At 47.9% G+C, this 3,236-nt stretch carries 3 protein-coding genes; all 3 read left to right on the top strand.

Going from position 1 to position 3,236, the window contains the following annotated elements:
• Positions 1-161: 161 nt before the first annotated feature.
• Positions 162-1,103 carry an ornithine carbamoyltransferase gene (gene argF / locus K8R76_02530; GenBank protein ID MCD4847049.1) on the top strand — a complete coding sequence of 314 codons (942 nt, stop codon included), beginning with the start codon at positions 162-164 and terminating at the stop codon, positions 1,101-1,103.
• Between the two features lie 96 nt (positions 1,104-1,199).
• The gene (locus K8R76_02525) at positions 1,200-2,393 is read left to right on the top strand and encodes an SLBB domain-containing protein (protein MCD4847048.1); all 1,194 of its coding nucleotides are present in this window, start codon (positions 1,200-1,202) and stop codon (positions 2,391-2,393) included.
• A 1-nt stretch (position 2,394) separates the two neighbouring features.
• On the top strand, positions 2,395-3,236 hold an 842-nt coding region (locus tag K8R76_02520; protein ID MCD4847047.1), incomplete at its 3' end, for a hypothetical protein.

Genomic DNA, 3,236 nt, shown 5'->3' with positions numbered 1-3,236 from the left:
CTCGGAGGAGCCTACTACAGTTTCTAGAACGTAAGTGATTATGTCAGGGGCACGCCATCCGCGTGCCCCTTTTGTTTCTGAAGACCCTTTCAATGTATATTTCCTGAAGTACAATCTGATTTCAAATAGTATCAAATGACAATTACTGAAAGAGGTACTTCATGGCAGTGAATTTCAAGGGCAAAAGTCTGCTTACGCTTCTCGACCTGACCAGTGACGATTTGCGGTATCTTCTTGATGTTTCTCATCTGCTCAAGGCTGAAAGAACCGGTTTTCAGGTTAATCAGCGCTTTCGGGGCAAGACCCTTGCCATGCTGTTCGAGAAACGATCCACCAGAACAAGATGCGCTTTTGAGACAGCTTTCGGTGAAGAGGGAGGGCATCCGGTTTTCCTGTCAAGCTCTGACATACAGCTCGGCGCAAAGGAGAGTATCGAAGACACGGCGCGGGTTCTGGGAAGAATGTTTGACGCGATAATGTTCAGGGGTTTCAGTCAGGACACAGTGAACACTTTAGAGGAGTACTCAGGAGTGCCTGTGTACAACGGGCTTACAGATATGTTTCATCCTACGCAGGTTCTTGCAGACCTGATGACAATGCAGGAGAATTTCGGAGAACTTTCCGGCCTTAATTTCGTATTTGCCGGAGATGGCCGCAACAATATGGCGAACAGCCTGATGATCGGCTGCGCGATGATGGGAGTGAACTGCACGATACTTGCTCCCGAAAGCCTTTATCCGGATACGGAGCTTGTTGATACAGTAATGCAGATCGCTTCCGATTCCTGCTCTGAACTGGAAATAACGTCTGACATTCAGAAGGCGGTAAAAGGAGCTGATGTTATCTATACGGATGTATGGGTCTCCATGGGTGAAGAAGATGAGGCTTCCGAAAGAATCAGCCTGCTTAAACCGTTCCAGGTGAACAAGGAGATGATGGAGATGACTGATAATCCGGATACCATCTTCATGCACTGTCTTCCAGCGGTTAAGGGTAATGAAGTTACAATGGATGTTATAGAAAGTTCAGCTTCAGTTGTATGGGATGAAGCCGAAAACAGAAAACACACCATCAAAGCTCTCATGGTAGCCAGTCTGCTGTAAGCGTATGGTTACTGATTGACAGCATGGAAGTTTCTGAATAATGTCCTATCGCATGAGATATTTTTGTGAGGATTTAGATATTACTGCGGAGGTTGGATGAATCTGCTTCTGTTTCTCCTGGTTCTGGTCGGTGAAGGAATCGAAATTCTTCCTGCCCACCCCATGATAGAAGACATCGATCCGGCGGAGTATATCATCGGCCCCGGTGATGTGTTCTGGTTTGGCGTTCTTGGAGGAATCCCTTCGGAATTAACTGCGCTGAGTGAAGGTGGATTGCTGTATATCACAGTAACTCCTGATGGATGCGCGGTAATACCGTCTGCGGGATCCTGGTATGTAGCAAATCATACTCTGCATGAAGCTGTTGCTCTAATTGAGGCTGGTTTCTCGGCAAGGTATCCAGGCTTGAGAGCAATGACGGGGCTCGCTGTTCTCAGAACATTCAGAGTGCCTGTGACAGGCCAGATCGGTTCTGCTGGAATAGTCCAGATAACCGGAGCGGACAGATTGACCGATCTGCTTGCAAAGGCAGGCGGAGTAACTCCTGCCGGTGCCTGGACTAACATTCTGATAATTCATTCAGATGGTGATACAGCAGCAGTTGATATAACGAAGTTCATTCTGGATGGATATCTTACCTCAAATCCTGTTCTGTCACTGGGTGACCATGTTCATGTTCCTGAAGCTGAGAAATTTGTCCGGATAGAAGGAGCCGTAAGGCTTTCCGGTTTTCTTTCAGCTGAATTCGGACATGCGGAAGTGGTATCCTGGACCGGCAGTGCAAGCGGCATACTTGAATTCATTCCCGGAGAAACAGTAAGTGATCTTGTCACTCGGGCGGGTGGAACAGAACCCTGGGCTATCAGAGACAGCTGCCATGTGATTAGAAGCAATCCCGATTACGAAGTAGAAATCAGGCTTCCTGCGCCACTTAATAACTCGGAACTTGACCCTTTCCTGATGCCCGATGACATAGTGGTCTGTCCTGGGATCCCTCCCATAGTCGCTGTTTCAGGATATGTTTTTTCCCCCGGTGTATACCCGTATACAGCAGGAATGGATGCTCTCTATTACATTTCCCAGGCGGGCGGGTTTCTGCGGGAGGGTTCAGAATCCGGGACACGGATAGTGCTTTCGGGAGGAGAGGAAAAACGGCTGAGTGAAATTGCAGCAATCCCGGCCGGAGCAATAATTATCATTCCAAGAAAGGCAATTATCTGGTGGCAGGATCCGCTTTTGATAGCAACCAGCATCGCGTCCGTGATCATTGCATGGAAGAGTGTTTTCTGATATGAAGCAGGCAAGGCGCCCGTCGTGGTATCTTTATCTTCTTCTGAAGAATCGCTGGTTCCTTATTAAAGCTCTTCTTGTAGTTATGATACCAACGGTTATCGTGACTTTTCTTCTCGAGAAGAAATACACGGTTACAACGGTTATCATGCCTCCCGAAACCCAGTCAAATCCCGGCCTTACAATTGCCGGACTCGGAGCCTCCGATTTTGCGGGGTTTTTCAGTGGTGGAATGGGCTTTTCATTACCCCTCATGACAACGATGTCAGATGTTTATGATGAGATTCTGAACAGCAGAACTCTTATTGAAAATGTGATTATGTCTACCGATTATATAGATTACGCTGAAGAGAGAGATCGGTATGAACAGGACGAGCAGCTGGCGCTGTACTGGGCAAGGAAAGCTTTCAGGAAGGATTACTCCGCAGGAGTGACCCCATCAGGATTTCTTCAATTCGAAGTTACAACCAATGATCCGTGGTATTCAGTTGAGGTGTCGGAAGCAGTTGTAGCTGCTCTGGACAGCATCAACTCGGATATCTTCAGGAGCAGAGCTGAGCAGACAAGAATCTTTATGGAGATCAGATCTTCGATGGCGGACAGTATTCTCGGAAGCACCGGTGGTTTGCTCCGTGAATTCGAAGAGGAGTACGGCATAATCTCACTGGATCAGGAAATGGAAGCCTACATTCAGAGTCTTGCTGAATTGAAGCAGCAGTACATTCTGCTGCGGACAGCGGCGGCCGCCATTCGAAGAGGCATCTCAGGAGGGGCAAGCGCAAGCGCCCTTCTGAAAGATCGTGAAGCGGATGAACTTCTTGGAATAATTGAAATGCTGGAAAC

The organism is Candidatus Aegiribacteria sp., assembly GCA_021108435.1.
In the GTDB taxonomy this organism is placed as follows: domain Bacteria; phylum Fermentibacterota; class Fermentibacteria; order Fermentibacterales; family JCC-6; genus Aegiribacteria.
The sequence above is the reverse complement of the archived record's forward strand: the minus strand, read 5'-3'. Positions and strand labels throughout refer to the sequence as shown.

Coding starts and splice junctions, on each gene's coding strand:
- K8R76_02525 (MCD4847048.1), top strand. CDS start 1,200: ATGAATCTGCTTCTGTTTCTCCTGGTTCTGGTCGGTGAAGGAATCGAA.
- argF (MCD4847049.1), top strand. CDS start 162: ATGGCAGTGAATTTCAAGGGCAAAAGTCTGCTTACGCTTCTCGACCTG.